This window comes from Brevibacillus centrosporus (assembly GCF_046622605.1).
GTDB lineage: Bacteria > Bacillota > Bacilli > Brevibacillales > Brevibacillaceae > Brevibacillus > Brevibacillus centrosporus.
The window spans coordinates 45495-64932 of record NZ_CP176857.1; the positions used below are offsets into that span (position 1 = coordinate 45495).

General features: G+C 39.5%; 20 protein-coding genes. 4 read left to right on the forward strand and 16 right to left on the reverse strand.

Annotated elements, in window-relative coordinates:
* Window positions 1-212: 212 nt before the first annotated feature.
* The 10 genes from ACLIN2_RS30425 to ACLIN2_RS30470 form a co-directional block, all read right to left on the reverse strand.
* Window positions 213-1007 carry a YwmB family TATA-box binding protein gene (locus tag ACLIN2_RS30425; protein ID WP_411504813.1) on the reverse strand — a complete coding sequence of 265 codons (795 nt, stop codon included), beginning with the start codon at window positions 1005-1007 and terminating at the stop codon, window positions 213-215.
* A gap of 325 nt (window positions 1008-1332) precedes the next feature.
* The gene (locus ACLIN2_RS30430; RefSeq protein WP_411504814.1) at window positions 1333-1566 is read right to left on the reverse strand and encodes a hypothetical protein; all 234 of its coding nucleotides are present in this window, start codon (window positions 1564-1566) and stop codon (window positions 1333-1335) included.
* 11 nt (window positions 1567-1577) lie between these two features.
* Window positions 1578-2069, reverse strand: a complete 492-nt coding sequence (locus ACLIN2_RS30435; protein ID WP_411504815.1) for a hypothetical protein — start codon at window positions 2067-2069, stop codon at window positions 1578-1580.
* Window positions 2070-2931: 862 nt separating this feature from the next.
* On the reverse strand, window positions 2932-3513 hold the full coding sequence (locus ACLIN2_RS30440; protein ID WP_411504816.1) for a YdhK family protein: 582 nt from the start codon (window positions 3511-3513) through the stop codon (window positions 2932-2934).
* A 142-nt stretch (window positions 3514-3655) separates the two neighbouring features.
* Entirely contained in the window at window positions 3656-3874 is a 219-nt protein-coding gene (locus ACLIN2_RS30445) for a hypothetical protein (RefSeq protein ID WP_411504817.1), read from the reverse strand.
* Between the two features lie 127 nt (window positions 3875-4001).
* The gene (locus tag ACLIN2_RS30450) at window positions 4002-4265 is read right to left on the reverse strand and encodes a hypothetical protein (protein ID WP_411504818.1); all 264 of its coding nucleotides are present in this window, start codon (window positions 4263-4265) and stop codon (window positions 4002-4004) included.
* Between the two features lie 315 nt (window positions 4266-4580).
* Complete coding sequence (locus ACLIN2_RS30455) at window positions 4581-5999, reverse strand: sensor histidine kinase (RefSeq protein WP_411504819.1); 1419 nt, start codon at window positions 5997-5999, stop codon at window positions 4581-4583.
* A gap of 2 nt (window positions 6000-6001) precedes the next feature.
* Window positions 6002-6703: a response regulator transcription factor gene (locus tag ACLIN2_RS30460; RefSeq protein WP_411504820.1), complete on the reverse strand. Its 702-nt coding sequence runs from the start codon at window positions 6701-6703 to the stop codon at window positions 6002-6004.
* A gap of 457 nt (window positions 6704-7160) precedes the next feature.
* Window positions 7161-8417, reverse strand: coding sequence for a dicarboxylate/amino acid:cation symporter (locus ACLIN2_RS30465; protein WP_411504821.1), 1257 nt, complete (start codon window positions 8415-8417; stop codon window positions 7161-7163).
* 34 nt (window positions 8418-8451) lie between these two features.
* Window positions 8452-9600, reverse strand: coding sequence for a threonine synthase (locus ACLIN2_RS30470; protein WP_411504822.1), 1149 nt, complete (start codon window positions 9598-9600; stop codon window positions 8452-8454).
* Window positions 9601-9720: 120 nt separating this feature from the next.
* Between ACLIN2_RS30470 and ACLIN2_RS30475 the strand changes: the two genes are divergently transcribed.
* Both ACLIN2_RS30475 and ACLIN2_RS30480 read left to right on the forward strand, forming a co-directional pair.
* Window positions 9721-10593: a LysR family transcriptional regulator gene (locus tag ACLIN2_RS30475; RefSeq protein WP_411504823.1), complete on the forward strand. Its 873-nt coding sequence runs from the start codon at window positions 9721-9723 to the stop codon at window positions 10591-10593.
* 2531 nt (window positions 10594-13124) lie between these two features.
* Window positions 13125-13724 (forward strand): DUF1405 domain-containing protein, encoded by a 600-nt coding sequence (locus ACLIN2_RS30480; protein ID WP_411504824.1) that lies wholly within the window; start codon window positions 13125-13127, stop codon window positions 13722-13724.
* Window positions 13725-13885: 161 nt separating this feature from the next.
* On the opposite strand, the gene ACLIN2_RS30485 is transcribed toward ACLIN2_RS30480, so the two are convergent.
* Window positions 13886-14716 carry a hypothetical protein gene (locus tag ACLIN2_RS30485; RefSeq protein ID WP_411504825.1) on the reverse strand — a complete coding sequence of 277 codons (831 nt, stop codon included), beginning with the start codon at window positions 14714-14716 and terminating at the stop codon, window positions 13886-13888.
* Window positions 14717-15137: 421 nt separating this feature from the next.
* On the opposite strand from ACLIN2_RS30485, the gene ACLIN2_RS30490 reads away from it, so the two are divergent.
* The gene (locus tag ACLIN2_RS30490) at window positions 15138-15356 is read left to right on the forward strand and encodes a hypothetical protein (RefSeq protein ID WP_411504826.1); all 219 of its coding nucleotides are present in this window, start codon (window positions 15138-15140) and stop codon (window positions 15354-15356) included.
* Window positions 15357-15906: 550 nt separating this feature from the next.
* Here the strand turns inward: ACLIN2_RS30490 and ACLIN2_RS30495 are convergent.
* The 5 genes from ACLIN2_RS30495 to ACLIN2_RS30515 form a co-directional block, all read right to left on the reverse strand.
* Window positions 15907-16491 (reverse strand): ABC transporter substrate-binding protein, encoded by a 585-nt coding sequence (locus ACLIN2_RS30495; RefSeq protein ID WP_411504827.1) that lies wholly within the window; start codon window positions 16489-16491, stop codon window positions 15907-15909.
* A gap of 175 nt (window positions 16492-16666) precedes the next feature.
* A complete protein-coding gene (locus ACLIN2_RS30500; RefSeq protein ID WP_411504828.1) occupies window positions 16667-16888 on the reverse strand; it encodes a hypothetical protein in 222 nt (73 codons plus the stop codon).
* A 14-nt stretch (window positions 16889-16902) separates the two neighbouring features.
* Window positions 16903-17790 (reverse strand): hypothetical protein, encoded by an 888-nt coding sequence (locus ACLIN2_RS30505; protein WP_411504829.1) that lies wholly within the window; start codon window positions 17788-17790, stop codon window positions 16903-16905.
* 94 nt (window positions 17791-17884) lie between these two features.
* On the reverse strand, window positions 17885-18148 hold the full coding sequence (locus ACLIN2_RS30510) for a type II toxin-antitoxin system RelE family toxin (RefSeq protein WP_005835955.1): 264 nt from the start codon (window positions 18146-18148) through the stop codon (window positions 17885-17887).
* Window positions 18117-18368: a hypothetical protein gene (locus ACLIN2_RS30515; protein WP_411504830.1), complete on the reverse strand. Its 252-nt coding sequence runs from the start codon at window positions 18366-18368 to the stop codon at window positions 18117-18119. Before ACLIN2_RS30515 ends, ACLIN2_RS30510 begins: the two co-directional genes overlap by 32 nt.
* Window positions 18369-18516: 148 nt before the next feature.
* On the opposite strand from ACLIN2_RS30515, the gene ACLIN2_RS30520 reads away from it, so the two are divergent.
* Window positions 18517-19431, forward strand: coding sequence for a tyrosine-type recombinase/integrase (locus ACLIN2_RS30520; RefSeq protein WP_411504831.1), 915 nt, complete (start codon window positions 18517-18519; stop codon window positions 19429-19431).
* Window positions 19432-19438: the final 7 nt, after the last annotated feature.

Below are 19438 nucleotides of genomic sequence, written 5' to 3' on the forward strand. Positions count from 1 at the left end.
ATATTTTTCCATTTTCGGCTTCATCCTTCACTCTATTCCATTCATTTTTTTAATATTTCAGAGATTCTGGGCTTTCATTTTCCTAACAGGGGTATTTTAAACGGTGTTTACATGCTAAACAGAGAAATGATTAGGTTATTGCTTGGTCGAGGTCGTTCCGAGAAAATTCACTTGTTTGAGATGAACGGCATGTTTTCTAACATGACAACTATTCAATCCATAATCACAATGGGAAACCCAATAAATACGATGGTTTCTTCTCCATTACTGCTCATATGGGTATTAATTTGAACATTCACCTTTTTCCCCTTGCTACCTACAAATCTGGAAAGTTTCCCAGAATATCCTGTAACACTAACAGATGACTCTCCCCAAATTCCCTCCACTACAGTCCCGTTAAACTTATTCAGGAGAGAGGTGATGAACGATTTTTGAGTTGTAACATCCATTCTTGCAGGGTAAACCCCTTTTAACGAAACATTGATGACTGGCTGAATACCCGCGGATCTAAGCAACTCAGACAGTTGTTTGAAGTTTATTTCTAATTGTTGCTCTTCTTTCATTTGTCCAATTATTTCAACTACAATGAATGTTTTATAAATAATCTCGTTCGAAGTAACCCTCTCTCTTTCCCCTCCCCACACGAGGCGAAGCATTTGACCATCGGAGAGCTGTTTTTGTCCCTGAAATTTTATGAGATGTTCTCTCTGTTGTGCATCAGTGAGTTCTTGCAACGAAAGAGAAAAGGTTTTCTCCAATTTTCCCTTCATGGAGAGGACATTGGCGAGACTTTGGTTTCCCTTTAAAAAATTGCTGTGCTGCAAAGCCATTTTCTCCACTTTGACTTGGGAACCGGTGAATAATTGGTACAAAAAACGGGCGTCCTTTAATCCTCCTTCCTCAACTCCATGTACTGTTTTGACAGCAACAAACATTCCGGAAAGAAAGATTAGCCCAAATATTATGATAAACAACTTTTTTACATTTCCTTTGTACTTAATCCCCATATTAAACCCCTCCCTCCATACCAGTATGGCCCTATTAATCAACAGTTATTCTTACCAACAAAGAACCACGAACCTGTTTATACAACCATTTTTCGACAAGTCTACGTAGCATTTAGGCAAAAAAGCACAAAAAGCTACCCTGTATACAGAGTAGCTCTTAGGGCTAGATATTCAACTTAGACACGTTGTGGTCTCCAGCGTCGTAAAAACAACGTATTCAAGACCACAGATACGGAACTGAAAGCCATCGCAGCTCCAGCGAGGTTTTGAAACAATCTCCTACACACAAAAACCCAGTGCTCTCACACTAGGTTTAATTCTATACTTATGATTTAATTCGGAATTGCTTCAATTGCTCCTTCGTCAGTTCTGAAGGCTTAAGATTGTGTTCTGCACAATATTTATCTATCGCTCTGACATTGTATTTTATTCCTGTGTCAGTTGGGATAGCATAAACACCATCTGAAGAACCTCTCTCGAAATACTCACTTGTACTAATGAATGTTGCACTTAATCCTCGACTTGTAGACTTTACGATAACTTGTTTTTGGTGGGCCATACTTACACCCCCTATAATCTTATATAAGTTTGTACTAACTTTAAAGCAGCCTGGGTATTGAAATAAACTTCCGTTCCGTGAAGTACAATTGCACCTATCTTTTCGTAATAAGGAAGCATGCTGGACTTAGATTTAAGATACACATAACCGTCTAATTCATAAGTAAAACTTAAATAACATGCATAAGCAATCAAATGGAGTCCAACACCAGAATAACCTCTTGAAGGATAGTTTGATTTATTATGCGGAGCAGCTTCTACTAATTGTACGTGAACTAACTGATATGCTGGATCGAAATTTGGTTTTAAGGCGATAACTCCCTGAACTTTGTCTAAATCATTTTGTGCAAAAAGTCCATGTAATTCATAACCTTCTCGAATTGGATCTCGCCAGTTAAACAACCAACCGTTCGATTTTGTTATTTTATATCGACTGATGTCCATTGAAGATAATTTTTGAAATAAGACAGGGACCTTTTTGCCGGAATGACAATCAGTTAACATACTTTTTTCCCTTTAGACATTTTTTATATACTCATTATACCAAAGAAATGCACAGGAGTCGCGTCACCATTAATTTCAGAATTATTTCGAGCTACATTCTTACTAGGAATGTTCTTCGCCTAATTTATTTGTTCTCTCACCTGCTTTGTAAGGCTGATCTTTAATCCTGGTATTCCATCGAATTGCTGCCATTTCGTTAAAGACATAAATAAACCCATAATCCATTAACGAATTACGGGTTACGAACGAAATCGAAATCAAATGTCCTAACAAATTGAGTATGGCTTAACCAGCCGTAGGTTCATAGGAAAGACATCTGCAAATTTCGTATTTATTATCAGTTTGTACAATATTAATAATTTTATACATTAGTTTTTTTCCCAATCGCAACGGGCAGTAAACCAATTACCTGTCTTATTCATCCCAATGCTAACAGTATTGGGGTTACATATGTTCATATTAAGCCGTCCGGATTTTTGTCTAATAGTGAAAAAGGCACAAGCCTGCATCAGAGATGATGTAGGCTTAGACATTATAATTCAGAACATGAAATGGCCCTTTTATGAACTGAAATGAATAATGCATCCTGTAGTTTACATAATATCGGGCGAACTTATAGGATCGTTGTGAATACCTCCTTATTGTCGTTTTATTCTTATTCTCTTAACCTGGATAATTAAATTTTGTAATTACGTGTGCTTCCCCGGTCATTAGAATTTCCTTCCGTACTTGTTTTAGCAGATTGACGAACTACTTTAGCCCTTCCCTTCGTTGCTTCCAATTGAACTGCGGATACACCCAAACTATTTCTGAACCAGCCTTTAAATAATACTGAGAAAAAAATAGCTGCCCTATTGGCAGCTCATTTCGTTGATAGCTCGCTTTCTGTGACCCATTTGTGATTTTTTACCATTTCCCCACCGGTGGTTGGCATATAATCAACCATATAAACCGTAGTAGGTTGTGCTGAATCAATCGTAGCCGTTACACCATTCATTCCTTTCATATGTTCAGCCTGGACTATAACTTCCGCTCCTGGTTTATATGGCTCTGCGCCTGCATCTTTAATCTCTTCATGAATGATCCATTTATGATTTGTTACTCTAGGTCCGCCTGTTGTAGGAGTATATGAGATAGCATAGGCTGTGGTATCATAAGCACCTACAATTGTTGCTGTAGCACCGTTCATGCCTTCCATATGGTCAGTTTTCATAATAACTTGACTTCCAACTTTGTATGTTGGATTGCTTGCCTCTTTTAACCCATTTGGAATAGCTCCTGAACTGGAATGATCCATGTTCGCATGATCCATATTCCCGTGATTCATTCCTTGATCAACTGTTTCCTGGTTTTGATTAGGTTGATTATTTGGAGCTGCATTATTTCCGCATCCGCTTACAATCATAATTGAAGCGACACTAAGAATAGCTAACTGTTTTTTCACCTGAGAAACTCACCTCAATTTTTGGTTATTAATTAGCATTATACCTTCTGGGGGTATTTATTCATAACAAATATTGGGTATTTATTGCAATAAAAAAACCAACCCCATTATTTCGAAGTTGGCAAAAGAATGATAATTGAGATCAGACCTTATCGTGCTTGATTGACTGTATTTCATTGATCAAATTTCGATTTTGTTCCGAAAGCTCCGTTACTTTATTTTTAAGTTGCTGAATATCATCCGAAACGATCTCTTGTTTTCCATGTGCTGTATGGCAGCCCTTCTTGGAGAACATTCCCTTCATGCAAAGTAACATCATTAGCGGACAAGCAAGTAACGCTACGATCTGTAACCAAGTCATCGTTCCCTTTTTCCTCCTTTAATCTATAACCATAGTATAAAGCTGGAATTGTCATGAAAATTTGGTGAAATCCATGATAAAAGAAGGACCAGTACTTCCTATTTAGTACTGGTCGTATAACAATGCATTAATTAGATGATTGATTTTCATCTTGCGGGTTATTGGACTCCATAAATTTGCTACAGTTTTTCATCATTGCTTGTCCTTCAGGGGAGTTCATTTCATTCATCATTTTCATCATAGCTGGATTTTCCATCATCTTCATCATGTTAGACATGCCATCCATCATTGGTGGGTTATCCTGAGTGGTCTCGGCTGCATAAGAGACCTGACCAACTATTAAAAGTGCCAGTGTAGACAAACCAGCAATCAACTTTGTGCTTCTTTTCATGAGTAATTCCTCCTGTTTCATACTAATTAGTTGCTACACGATTAGTATAGAAAATGGTTGTGTTCAATCCTTGAGGAATCTTTGAAGAAACTTTGAAGTTAAGGAAATTCTAGTCGTCTTTTTTTTGTCTGATTTTCAGAAATTTATATATCACGGCTACAATCAACGCTGGTACACCCGTCCACAGACATATCTTTAAGAAGTTATGAAGATAAACGGACATCGAATCGTGGTCCATCATCCACGTAGCAGACATAGTCAAACAAGATAGGCCGGTGACAATCAATAACGCTACAATTAGCCAGTCACCCCATCTCATTTGTCTTCCTCCTTTATATTTTTCATGTCCGTAAGAGGAAAGGTTAATTCAAAGCAAGTACCTTTACTTACGATACTGGTAACTCGGATATTCCCTCCCTGCAGTTCCACAAGGTTTTTAACGATTGCAAGTCCTAAACCTGTACCACCATATTGACGAGATCGTGATTTTTCCACGCGATAAAAACGGTCAAAAATGTATGGGAGCTCTATTTCAGGAATACCCATCCCGGTGTCCTTTATCGTAATTCTGATCTTCTTTTTTTCGTACCATAAATCAACAGAAATACTTCCGGTATCTGTATAACGGATAGCATTGTCTAACAGATTAATAAACACCTGTGTTAACTTGTTGCCATCATAATAAACAAGTGCACTCTCTCCGTAAATGTGAAAGTGAACATCTAATCGTTTTTCTTTTGCTTGAATACTTGTTTTGTTTATGGCTCCCTCCAGCACTTCAGTCAAATCGATCCATTCTCGTTGTAATGAAATTTTTCCCTCATCCATTTTGGATAGATCGAATAAATCTCCAATCATTCGAGAGAGCCTAACCGATTCTTCATGAATGATGTCCAGATATTTCTCTGCTTCCTCCGGTGATTGGTAAAGCCTCTCCTTCAGTACTTTGGAGTACCCTTCCAAATATGTGATCGGAGTCCTTAGCTCATGAGATATATTGGCGAAAAACTCCCTTCGTTGGTCGCGGTAGCGTTGTAAATCAAAAGCTAAATCATTGATTGCATGGGCCAACGATCCCATCTCATCCCTTGTTGTTAGTCGTACTCTTGTGTCCAAGTCCCCTATCGCTATCTTTCGTGCAGCCTTCTCCATTTGAATGAGTGGACTCGATAATTTTTTGGAGATGATATATGTAAAGCCTAGAGCCAAGAAAAAGGTGCCAAAGCCTGCTAGTAATAACATTGACCTCACTTTTTGTAATGATTGATCGATGCCTTCTAGGGATGTAATTACGTATACACCTCCGTAGAATCCCTGCTCATTCACAATTGGTGTTCCGGAAACGAGAAATCTCTCTCCTGAACTGGATTCTACAGACACCTTTTCGATCGTTTCTCCTTGAGCGAGGGCAGATATCTCTTCAACAGGGACAATCCCCCCTTTTTTGACATTCGTAATTCCGGAGTTCACGATTATTTGTCCATGATTATCCACAATGTATAATTTAATCTGAGAAAAATCTGCCATCATTGCAATCATAGGGAAAATACCTGGGGTCATCATTTCAGATAGTACCTGCGCGTAGTGTGACGATGATTGTCCAATTTGACTACGTGCTTCATTCATGTAAAATCCTGAGAATACCCGCTCAATAACGAACCCCACAGGCAGTAAAACAATAAGAAACAACAAAATTATGGTACCGCCAAGTTTGACAACGATCCGATTACTCATTTTTATTGTTCAACTTTCCCTTGAAATTTGTATCCCACACCCCACACAGTTTGAATCGGCTTGAACGATAGACCCGCTTTCCTTACTTTTTCACGAATGTTCTTAACGTGGGTATCGACTGTACGGATATCCCCCAAAAAATCATGCCCCCAGATTTGCTCCAACAAAAGATCCCGATCAAATACACGTCCCGGTTGCTCGGCTAACAATAGAAGCAAGTCAAATTCCTTGGGCGTAAATTCCACTGGTTTTCCTTGAACAAGCACTTGTCTACCTTCAGGTTCAATAGACAAATCATAATGAGAAATGACCTTTTTCTCTGATGTAGTTTCCATTATGCTTGCCCTTCTGAGCAGAGCAAATACTCGAGCAAGCAGTTCTTCCGGTTCAAATGGTTTTACGAGATAATCATCTGCTCCTATTTGCAGTCCCTTAACCTTATCTTTGGTTTCGTTACGGGCAGTTAACATAATTATAGGTGTATTTTTCTTTTCACGAATTTTCATGCACACTTCCCATCCATTTAGATCAGGCATCATGATATCTAAAATGATGACATCAAAAACCTGTTTTTCTGAAAGAGCTACTGCTTCATGACCATTCTTCGCTTCCGTCACTTCAAAACCGTTTTTTGCAAGATAGATACGAAGAAGGTTCCGCATGTTCCACTCGTCATCAACGACTAATACCTGTAATTTATTCATCAATATCCCTCTTTTTATTTCAATCAAATGGTAAAACGCAACAACGGGCTTAACAGAGATTCTTTTCCGTTTTAGAAATGCTTCTTAGTTGTATGTCGCTTTAAGAATTCTCCCACTTAATATACTACGATACGCTTGTGAGGATATTGTGAAGGGGAGCGAATTTTTTCTCTGGATTTGCTAAACGGTTACGGAAACGACAACTACTTCTGTGAAATCTCACTCACCTCATTGGGTAAAGTGAAATACTGGTTGAAGTAAATAACTCGACGTGCCGAAACTTATTCACCTAACATTTTCTACCTTCACCTTCGCATTTAAACCTCGAACAGGCTTTCCCCGTTAAGAGGTTCCAAATTTAGATGTTAATGAATAAGACTCCCCGCTCATAGTCGGGGAGTCTTTTAATGTAAAGCAAGATACTTCTGTTTAATGGTAGTCACGAATAATAACTTCTTTAGGAGACTGCACTCTGATCTTTAACGTTATGTGCGTGATTTAATCTCTTGTCGATTACACTGGCGCAGACTGCATCCCCCAGCACATTAATCGGAGTCAAGATCATATCTACGAGACGGAATAAGCCAAGGATGATCGCAATCCCGATCCCATCGATTGGCAAACCAACAGCAAGGAAAATCATAGAGAGAGACACAAAACCTCCTCCTGGAATGGCTGGAGCTCCAATCGAGGCTAACAAAGAAATGAAGATGACTGTAAGATAAGCAGAGAGCCCAAGTTCAATTCCACTTAGCTGGGCGACAAACACTGCCGCCACGCCGTGATGCAAGGAAGTACCATTCATATTGACAGTCATGCCTAGTGGCAAAACAAATGAACTAACATTCTTAGATATCCCTAAGTCGTTCTCACAGCATTTCGTTGTGACGGGTAGAGTGGCAGCGCTACTGCTTGTCGCAAAGGCGGTACCGATCGCAGGTGTCATTTTACGCAAGAACTGAATTGCGTTTCTTTTTGACATAACAGTAAGTATGGTACCGAATGTGATGAATACATGGATTAGGATTGCGATAAGTACAGCTATCACATACATGAACATCGCACCGATCAAATCGACTCCAGCTGTTCCCATTGCCTTCGCTACCAATGCAAACGCTGCAAAGGGAATTGCTTTCATGAGAATGTCGACAAGTTTCATCATCAATTCATTTAATTGATTCAATACTGTTCTCAGTAATGCTACTCTGTCGCCTAAGATCGTCATTGCTACTCCAAAAAATATGGAAAACGTGAGAACTTGCAAAAGATCCCCTTGTGCCATTGCACCAATCGCGTTACTCGGCATGATGTTAACAATCATGTCTTTGACGGTGGGTATTTGAGGGGTAAACTGCGTGTTGCTTGCAACATCTACCTTCTCAGGAATGGTAACATTTGATCCTGGGCCTACTGCCATGGTTGTCAAAATTCCTATCGTACAGGCAATAACCGTAGTTATGACAAACAAAGACATTGTTCTTGATCCAATTTGCCCTAATTTTTTCAAACTCCCTGTTCCTGCAATACTCGTAACAATTGCTGTAAAAATTAATGGAACAACGATCATCTTAATCGCCTTGACGAACAAACTACCGATGGGATCAAGAACGTAGTTATTCAACGGATTGTAAACATCTGGTGCATACAGGCTCAAACCTAATCCTGTTATTATTCCCAACACGATACCGATGAGCGTTTTCGTTGCCAAATTCATGCTCTACCCACCTTTCTTCTTGGGGCATCTTACTTCAAACTCCTTTATATCCATGCGCTGTGACTATCATAAGAACCTGATCGTGTTCTCCAATCTTTCCTGACTTTACGAGTTTTGACACTGCAATATACGTTGCTGCCGAAGAGCCTTCTGCATAAACTCCTTTTCTTGCAAGACTACTTTGTGCGTTACCTACTTCCTCATTGGATACTACAACTGCGGCTCCTCCACTGGCTTTAACAGCCTGTAGAGATTGATATGTCACTGTATTACCACCAATCGAGGGCAACAAACTTGAATCACCTTCAAATTCTTCCCGGTAATCACAACCGGACAAAACTTTCATCAATCGCGGAAATGGCTCCACAGCGTATAAACGTGGAAGACGATCTATCCACCTCATCCTTTTTGCTTCATTAAGGCCAGCCCATATACCCCAAATGAGATCACCACGCGCACAAGGAACTACAATAGCAGTAGGCAGTATTCCGCGCATTTGCTCGACGATTTCCAGAGCGACAGTTACATAACCTTGCACCCCAAACAGATTGCTTCCAACTGGTGGTAGATGGTAATTTGTTGCCGGATATATGTCCTGTGTCTCAACCATTTTTCTTACCATTTCCCATCTTTCTAAGGAATCGGAAACTTTAATGATTTCAGCTCCGGTTATCCTAATGGCTTTCTCCCATGCATCATGTATCTGTGAGGTGGTGACAATCTTACAGTGAATTCCTGCTGCAGCAGAATAAGCAGCCAGTGAAGCTCCTGCATTCCCACTTGAAGCCGCTATCACTGCAGAACGTTTCAGTGCAACAGCTCGTGCAACTATAAGCGGACTCATTCGATCTTTATGAGAGCCAGTAGGATTTTGTCCTTCGTTCTTGATCCATACGCTTGGAAGCCCCAGTTCCTTTTCCAATCCTCTTATCTCAAAAATTGGTGTTCCACCCTCACCTAATGTTGGAAAAGTACGGTAGGGCAGTCGGTCGACATACCGAAACATTCCTCTTTCGGATTGTTTAATTTTCCATGGTGTTTGTTCATCGTACCTCACCTGCAAACTTACCGGATAACCTTGTTCCAAGCAGTTAGGACAACCTGTCAAATAGTCAGCTGGAACGTATTCATTTTCACATCGCAAACAGGTAAATTCTTTGACCATCTGATTCCAAACGTACATTGCGCCCTCCTTTGTAAGAATTATTTAAATTTTATGAAAGGTTTTTCGATTTGTAAAACGAATATTTTCAATGGTTATTATGTCGTTTCTTGATTATTTTCTAACCGGGAGGAATCATTTATGGATATCGATCAACTTCAAGCGTTTTTACACGTTGCCAACTCTAAAAGTTTTACACGTGCAGCTGAGAAGATGAACGTGGTTCAATCTACAATCACGACACGAGTTCAAATGCTTGAAAGACACATAGGAAAGGATTTGCTTAAACGCGATAAGCGAAATATAGGCTTGACTTCTGCCGGGAGGAGTTTTTTACCCTATGCGGAAAGGATCGTTGATTTATCAAGAGAAGGAATGAAGGTTCTGCAACTTGAGCAGACTTTCCATGACCAATTGGTAATTGGTACTACGCATGCATTATGGGATTACGTCATCTTCGAAGCAATTGATGCTTTTCAAAAATCGAATTCACAAATTGCGATACGTACGATAACTGAACACTCAAGCTTTATTATCAGAAAAATGATCGACGGATTAATCGATTTGGGAATCGTTTTCTACCCCGTATATCACTCAAAAATCGATTCAATACCTATCATTGAAGACACCTTTAAACTTGTTGCAGCTCCGGGGTTTCAATTAACAGATTCTCCTTTGACTTCCGAAGATCTGCGGTCAATCCCATATATTCACTTGAACTGGGGCGGCTCTTTTGCCGAGTGGGTGCATCAAATTTTTGGTAAAAACTATGTCTTTCAGTTGGAAGTGGATCATGTATCACTTCTTTTGAAGTTTTTAGAAAAAAATAAGAGTGTGGGGTTTCTTCCACACTGTATTTCAAAAAAATTAATCGCTAATGGTACTTTGATCAGTATTCCATTCATAGCAGACGTACCTTTACCAAAGCGGTTAATTTACCTCGTTAATAGGAAACGGAACAGTAATATAGATGATTTGGAGCAATTAGTTTCCTACATCAAAAGATCATTTTAGAGGATAGAGTATGACATCAGCTAAAAGCGAACGTACCTCCGTTTAAGAGGTATGTTCATTCACATACCTCATGATTTGTCAATAGGATTAGCATCACAAAACACGTGATGACACTAACATTCTGGTACGTGAAACGAATGGCAGGACCCTTTATTCTTTAACATTTGTAATCTTACTCTATTTAATGTTCCATCAAGTTTGAGCCCAAATTGATAAAGTTGCCTCCCAATATGTATGTGAGTGCAAGGGAATTTTGCACAGACCCAATTGAGTCTGTTCTGTTTTTCTATAACCGAAGAATAGGTTGGAGATATTTTTCTTCAAGATAATAAACAGTTTTACCGTTTTTATGGGTGCTACATATGATAATTTGAGGTTAGCCATTCCGCATCCTCATTGATTACCACCACACCTGGCATACATTAATTTCATTAAGGTTGCCCTTAGTGCAAAGATATTGTCAAATGCACTTGCCCTTTAACAAGCCTATCTTATTGTCCGGCTTAAACAAGTCCCGTTTTCACCATTTGTTAATCAGGAGGTCAAGGATTTGCACGTCGTTAACCAATATTTTATCGAAGCATGTCTTAAGTGTGTATTCGAATGCGAACGTTGCGCTTCGGAATGTGTCGCCCAGTCCGACGCGACAAGTCGCCAAAAATGTATTCAACTTTGTCTCGATTTGGCTCAACTTTGCCTTTTGACAATTCAGTTCACAACTCGTGGAAGTGCAAATACTAAAACACTTTGTACGCTATGTTCCCAAGTGAGTGACTCGTGTGCGGTTGAATGCAATCGTTATGGCGACAAGCATTGTATCCGTTGTGCAGAGGTTTGCCAAGAATTTGCTGAGGAATGTAGAAAAATGGTCGTATATTTTCGTCAATAATAATTCTCAGTGTTAGGGTATCGTCAGCAAATGTTGTTTATGGGTGTATATTTTATACGACCTTAATCTGAAAAGGTACTAGGTTGTGAGCCGTATGGATGTTACCTATGCTCTTTCTATCTTTAAGGAACCATCACACCTGTTTCTTTTGTGTATCTATGAAAGATGATAGTGCTTTATATCACGTGTAGTACTATGTAAAAGAACAGCTGAGTTTAACGCCGGGCTGATAAACGAAAAAACCCCTTCTCGACAAGGGGTTTTTTCAAAGACAAGAATTAAATTAGTAACCGTTGCACATGTGACTGGAATAGGAAGATTCCATATGTTTACTTCTCATTTTGTGATATTGAACCACTTTTTGCTCATGGTAGAAATGCTTCTTGTAATAATGAATGTGTTTTGCTGGATCAATATGTTCGTAATAGTTAGCCAACATACCATATAAATTTGCCTTTTCCATATGATACTTGAGCTTGTGATCCACCATGATCCCTCCTTGTTAGATACGTTCCCATCGTATGTATACATTTGGGATGTTGTATGGGTGATATCCCATTTGACTAAGCCTAATTATTCGACAATTGTCTATGTCTAGAAACTAAAAACAAAAATCCCCCGCTTAAGCGAGGGTAAGGTTGGGGTGGCATACTGTTAATTTGCACAGTTCTAAGTATGCTATACCAAGGAACTACATTTCTGCATTAATTTTTGGGTGGCTCCAATACTTTCGTGATGTGGTAATATATGTTATTGAGCCGAATTGTCGAAATGCGTTTATTCCAGGGGAGTGACAATAGTGTTGATAACTGATCATATAGTGAAGTTACATCAGAAATTTGATGGCGTTTGTCAAGAATGTAGTCAGCGGTGCGATAAATCAGTTATTACGGAAAACAGAAGGAAGGGTTCGAAATCATCATATGCCCGGATTGTTTAGCGGAAAGAACAAAAGTTGTATTCGAAGTATCAGATCAGTTCGTTTCTAACCTTCTAACAACCCTACCTGATTACTCTGTTGATGACCTTAAGGCCATGCTGTTTTCCTTTCCACATCAGTATGCGTTGGTTAAATATCATTCAGACTACCGAATTTATTGGTCATGGGACAAAAGTCAGCCTTTTAAGACAATCCATACTGATCATGTACATCAAATCAAATGGGTTACATTTTATAACAATGAGTTGAACAAGAAGTTTAGCAATAAAAACAAGAACAATATTAATGGAACTCAATATAACTATGCGGGACAGAGAGTCATTCCCGTTAGCCTTATAATCATTTAAAACACCATACCAAGTTGTGAAAAAATTAAAAGACAAATTGATTATTACAGAAAAAACGGTCAGTTCCGTGGAACAAAGGTTGAAAGAATTGGGGCAATGAAATGGTCTCTGCTTGATGGTTATACTTGATATCTGCCTTAAAAATCCAATAATCAAGAACGGCGAATCAGGAATTGTATCATAAAGGTAATCCATTGACTTCAACTGTGTTTGAAACTAATCCCCTCCTCATTACCTACATAGTTTCTACAAATTTCCTTGCTAAAATGTTAAAACAAAGCGACTAATGTAGGTTAAAAAATGGCGGGATCAATCTTTCTCGCTGTTAACCAAACATGTGAAGGGATGTTTGATGATGTTTAGCTTAAGAATGATGGGGCCTTATTTCCGACCGTTTTTGTGGCTTGTGTTAATTTTCGAAATTTTAGGTTCAATCTATGGTTACTATTGGTATAAAGATCAATTGAGTCAAACCCCTTGGTATTTATGGCTGTTTACATGGGATTGCCCGTTTTATGCTACCTTATTTTCGATTTGGTTATTTAGTTATTTAAGAAACTCGACTCTCCACAAAAATAACTTATTCACAGCGATAACCTGGACAGGCTTGATAAAGTACGGTATTTGGACTGTAATCGTTGTTCAAGATTCCTATTATTGGGGAAGCCCAGTTACGATTGATTCATTAGGCTTACAAATTTCACATGTTGTCTTATTTATTCAGGGTTTGATATTGTTATCCAAAGTTCATTTCAAAAATATAGGTATTGTTACAACTTGGATGCTGATAAACGATTACATGGATTACGTAGTGGGAACGTATCCATGGATGCTGCAGGAACAAATTCGTATGGCAATGTGGTTGGCCATCGCCCTTACAGTGATCCAGTATGGTTTCATGAACCAGTTTCAGTTAAAATCCTGGTGGAAAACGAATTTTTCCATGAACGATTGAAAAAATTAAAAGATTTCGTAAGAAAAATTTTTCTGGTAAACTTCATAAACCCGCCTACTAAGATTGAGAGGCGGGTTTTCGCGTTCGTCTTATTAGTCACTCCTAACGTCCTTGATTTAATCATTACTCCTAAAGAACTTAAGATCACTACTAGGAGTAAGTCAATGTAATTCCCCACTTGTTTCTTCATGATGTTGCTGCGAATGTGGGACTTGAATGGTAAATGGGACGGTTAATAAAATCCCATGGTGCAGAAATTGCCCCCATACTTTATACAGTCCGCTTGCAGGGAATGTTGTTTTAAATTTTGCTTCCGGACCATTTGTCGTCTCATTAATTGGGTGTATATTCAGATAATGTTGAGCACCTTCGCTTAATGCGACTACGTGCCCAATGGCGCCAAGATAGGGCTGCAAATCGATGATCGGCTGCTTCGTATTTGAATCGAGGATGGTGAAGGTTAGTGTTACCTCATGACCCTGCTTCAGTTTGTCAAATGAAAGTGAAATCAATTTATCATTAACAACTTTTGTTAACTCAGTATCTACCTTTAATGGTTTTTCGGTATTTACCTCTCCTTTTACCACTACCCATTTACTAGTGAGTACAGGAACAGAATCCTCCATCACAAAATCTGCTATCAGCTTATATTCTCCACCATCTGGAAACTGGATGTCTACATGAAATCGGCCATGTCCTTCATATTCGGGATGGACATGGTCGAAATAAGAAAGATCCTTACTGACTACAATCATGTGCAATAATTTCTCATGACTAACTTGCAAAGTGTCAATCCTATTTCCTGCTTCATCATTTAATTGTATGAAAAGCCGTTCCGTCCTCCCGGCTATAGGTTGCTCATTTTGGAAGCTCCATATGGGTTTCACGTTTATTTGATCTTCTAAGTGATGTCCATGTAGATGTTCATACTGGCCTATACCATCGTGGCTTTGTGTGCTTCGGTGAATGTTATGGTTGTGAGTTTCGTTCAAAGCACGAACCTCCTATATTAGGTAATTAATTCGATGATAGTATGTCATGGGACACCTTCTTTAATGCATTTTGGTATTCTCTGATAGTATCTAGTATCTGCTGAAGATGGATGGAGATTTATATTCGTCATGGAAAATTAATACCGCTATGAGCTGCGGACCAAGCCTTCGTGGTGAAGTATAGCTGCACGTGTATATCCTAGTTGGAAAAACTGAAGCGAAGCCATCAATAGCGAGTATGAAACGGCTGAAAGTATCAGGGACCTTTTGTCTTTTGCCCGTTCGTGTAAGTAATTGCAAATAATTTAAATCATTGTTTTAGGTAAAACAGAACCCATTATTAGGATCATGCTTGCTTATGGTCACTTTTTTGCCTCACTTCATTCTGGTACAATGCAATAATGGGAGGGGCGCAAACATCATGGAAAAATCCTTTTACTACACTGTCTCCTGGCAGGATATCGGATATACAAAAGTTGCACTTGAAATAATGGAAGTACCTTTTTTAATAGAGCAGCCATCTGATCGTCTTCAACTTTCCGCTGGAGAAGTTGCCTTTGTCTTTCCAGATTTAAATGTTAGGGTGTATCAAGGTGTACGTGAGCTATTTAACGGCCACGGTAAACGATATCCCTACTAAGATAACTACCGTACATTCCTTCAATCCAAGTAAAGGCCACCTGGCAATATTGCATGAATGGATAACGGTTAGGGAAGCATCAATCTCATTACCAAGAGTTTAAACAAAGGAATCTCTGTAAAACGAAGAAACTTTGAAGAATCGACCTAATTCTGCACTTGTTGTGGTCTGTAGCATACCTTCTCATGCCGGACATCAAATCAACGTTTTGCATGAACGATAAGGAATCTGACTTACCTGTTACGCAGTAGGAAGCGTTCTCCGCAGCTCGTTTTGTGTTTCTACTGTTTCCTGCGGTTCATGCATTACCATATTGTGTTGCATCAATCGTTCCGAAAAGATCCGAAATTTAAAAAATATAACCCAGACAATTTGACCGGGTTATCATCATAGAGTCCTATAGTTATTGTTTCCAACTTGTTATTCAACAATTTGCTTCAATTGATCGAGTGTGATTCGGTCGACAAATCCGGTTCGCACATACGGAGCATGTCATACCCTCACGTTGAGCGTCATACCCACAATTAATCCGTTACTATTTCATTTTTTACTATTCGAGGATGGAAACCTCGTTAATTATGAAATAGCCGGATGGATTCATCCAGAAATTGTTCACCTTTTTACTTAATGCTGCAATTTGTTCTCCATTCCGGATGGGAATAAATACCGCATCTTTTATTTCAATCTCCTGCGCTTTTGCGTATATTTCTTTACGCTTGACGGAGTCTGTCTCTTTACGACCTTCTTCGATCAACGTATCTACATTCGGATTACTGTAGAAGAAGTTATTTCCGGCGTCTCCTTGTGAACTTGAATGGAACATATTAGACTGGTTGTAGTCTGCGTCGCCGGTCGCATTCCCCCAGCCGCTTATAAATATGTCTTGTTCTCCCTTCCCTATTGCACTTATAAAAGCTCCATATTCTAACACTTTCACTTCAGCATCAATTCCAATTCCCTTCAACTGAGACTGGGCAACTTCAGCTAAATTTACTCGCTCTTTTTTGTCATACGTCCAGATCGTAGTTTTAAACCCATTTGGATAGCCTGCTTCAATTAGCAATTCTTTTGCTTTATTGAGATCGTAATCATAACTTGGTAAATTCGGATGGTAACCAAATACCTTGGGTCCCATAGTGGAATTGGCTTTTGTTCCAACATTGTTATATACGGGGTACCGCCAACAAAGTGCGGATTTTGTACACTAAGCCCCGATTAACGAAAAAAACGCCGGTATCCTGTACGTTAAGGATTACCGGCATATTACTACTTCTTACCAATCTCGTCTTTCCGCGTTTCCCTCGACTCCATTAATCCGGGTCATACTCCGGATCTTCAAGCATTTCCGCATTTTCCTTAATACCGTCGTGTAGCTGTTTCAGTTCAAACAAAATAGAATTGCTCTTGTTATAGGCCAGTTTTCGAATGGCTTCGTCAATAATCGAAATCGCCTCACGTAGTTTGGCCGCAGCCGCACGGCGCGCTGCTACAGCTTCCACCAAATCCTTTTTCTTTTGATGATGGCTCAACATATAAACACTATTCCTTATTTTTGTTTCTTCATTTGATCGATTTGCTTCTCATACGCCTCAGATTGTTTCTTCAATTCTTGCTCATGTTCCTTGCGGAGCTGTTCAATGCGTTCATACAACGATTGAATTTTTGTCGTTGATTCTTCGTTGGCTTTTTGGAGCTTGTCCTGGAACTCGGTACGGAGCTGTAGTAGCTCGCGCTCTTTTTCAACCTCTTTCTTTTCAATAACACGTTCAAGTTCAGCCTTATGACGTTCCTCAGCTTGGCGAAGGACTTCCTTTTGGATCTCATCCATACTTTGAATAGCTTCTTTTTCTTTGCTCAGATCCTCTTGGAGTTTAGCGATTTGCTGAGTTAACCGGTCAACTTGATCCTTATAAGATTTACTTTCCTCGTATCCTTGACGAAAATCGTTTACGAGACCAGTCAATGTATCGTTTTTCTCTTTGTATTCCTGGATTAACAGCTTGTTATTTTCACTGGATTCTTCCATTTGCCGTACAAGACGCTCAGCTTCTTCTTTCATTTGTTTGAATCGATCTACTTCCTCTGCGGCAGCTTGTAGCTGCTTTTTTAAATCGCTGATTTCAAACTGACATTCCTCAATCATTAGATTCTTAGATTCTTTCAGTTCCTCAGCTTTACGATGGATCTCTTCTTTTTCAAACGAGGATCGCTGAATCATGTTCATGACCAATTCATTAATTCGATTGGTATGAAGTTCTAGCTCCGAAATATCTTTTTGGAAGTCCGGCATTCCGTTTTTCATATCCTGCATCACCCAAAGGTTGGTTACAGCTTCGATCCAATCTTTATCAGTCATTCCGGATGCTTCAATCGTGCTATTAATCCTGTTTTTTAAGTCGTCGGTCATTTTAAAGCCTTTTGTGGTTTCAGCCATTCAATATCACTCTCCCGATGAGTTAACTATATAACATAGTATTACCAAAGTGTTAACCGAGTTTACCTAGTTAACTCGGTGGTCAAAAAAATATTTATTTGTAGATGCCGCCGCGTGAATCGATTGCGCGTATGTATACGATCATTTCATTGTGATCAATTTCAAAAAGGACGCGGTAGGTGCCAACTCTTAGCCGATAGAGAGCTGTATAACCTTTCATTGGCTTAATGTCACCGATAGGTGGGACTTCAAGAAGTCCTCGTAGTCCAAGAACAATTCGTTCCTGAACGGCTTTTTCTTGCTTAGCTAAAAATTTAACCGCATCCTTATGGTAGATCAACTTGTAGCCCGAACTCACGCTTGGCGTCCTCCCCCGTGACGTAACCGGCGTCACTTTTCATTTGGCGAAGTTCTTCTTCTGTGAGAGGTTCTGTGTCCGGATCCATCTTATCAATTTCTTTCCAATCTGGTCGTGTATGGCGAATGGATAAAAATTGCAAATAATCAAAGGCTGATTGCTTTGCATCATCTGGAAGAAGGTCAAACAATTTGATTACAGCTTCTTTGCTAACCGCCATGTGAACGAGCTCCTTTCTAAATGTCCGCTAATTAATATTAGTGGACATGATGGATATTTAAATTCTATCATTGATGTCCGCTAAGGTTTCCGTTAAGATAAGATTATCATGTCCGCTAAGGTAAGTCAAGAATTTGGAGGTTCTCAAGATGACAGGAAACGGGATTTCAGAACAAGGTGAAAAAGTCATTGCCGACTTTATACATATGCTCGAAACTGAGGAAGATTTGAAACCAAAAACAGTTAAAGAGTACGGTGGGGATCTGAAGCATTTCATCGGGTGGTTTGAAAGCGAACAAGCATCTGAAGAAATTATACCATTTCGTATCGAAGATGTAGCAACACCTACCATCACCAGATACCGCGATGTGATGCAAAAGGAAATGAAGCTGAAGCCTGCCACGATTAACCGTAGGTTAATTACATTGAAACGCTTTTTTGAGTGGGCTTCAGCTCAAGGGTTAATTCGTCGCGATCCGTCTAAGCCGGTCAAGTTGGTACCAGAAGAAAAGGCAAGCCCACGGCAGATGACCGAAAGAGAAGAAGCTGCTCTCATTGCTGCGGTGGAACATAGTGGATCGATTCGAGATCAAACGATCATTACTTTAATGCTGCATACGGGGCTTCGAACTATGGAAATCTGTGATCTTGCTCCTGGTGATGTAATCATTGGAAAACGAAGTGGTCAGGTTACGGTTCGATCAGGAAAACGAAACAAGCAACGAGAAGTACCGCTGAATGCAACCTGCCGCGCCATATTGGAAAAGTATATGGTGGACTTGTCTCCAGATAGTCTGTATCTATTCCCTTCAGAAAAAACAGGTGATCGTTTAACTGAACGTGCTTTACGACATCTCATTCAAAAATACATGAAATTAGCTCGCTTAGAAGGATTGAGTGCTCACGATTTGCGCCATCGATTCGGCTATGTCATGGCCGACAACACCCCATTACATCGGTTAGCGCAAATTATGGGGCACGACAGCTTAGACACAACAATGATCTACGTCAAAGCAACACAAGCTGATTTGCAATCCGAAGTAGAAAAGATAGCTTGGCAATAATCTGAAA